Here is a 447-nt window from a genome sequence, read left to right on the forward strand (position 1 = left end):
GCTGCGGTTCTAGGGGCCCGCGAAAACACCCCGCGCGCGCCCACTATACCCCCCCCCCCCGGGTGTCCCCCGCCCCCGCGGGGGGGGGGCGCTTCGTCATGCTCTGGGGGCGGTGCGGGCGAGGGTCATCGCCCTGTTCCTCCGCTGAACCGCCCCGCCTGCCGGGTGGAGTTCGGTAAAGTGGGCAAAATCCCGGCTTCCCGCTGGTGAAAGCCCAGGCGGGCACCCTTAGTCCCCGCACAAGCGGGGGTGGTCCCGGCAATGTGCCCCTATGGGTTTGGTCAAGCTGTTTGTCCCCGCCCGAGCGGGGGTCCCCCGATGAAAGCCACAAGCTGAACCACCACGCCCCCTGCCACGGCGTGTCCGTGGCAGGGGGCGGTTCGGGATGTGCGGGGGGCGGACCGCGTTTGGGTGAAGTTGGTTGACCTACCACTTGTATCCCGGCCC

The sequence above is a fragment of the Streptomyces sp. NPDC059477 genome, from assembly GCF_042749375.1.
Classification (GTDB): Bacteria; Actinomycetota; Actinomycetes; order Streptomycetales; family Streptomycetaceae; genus Streptomyces.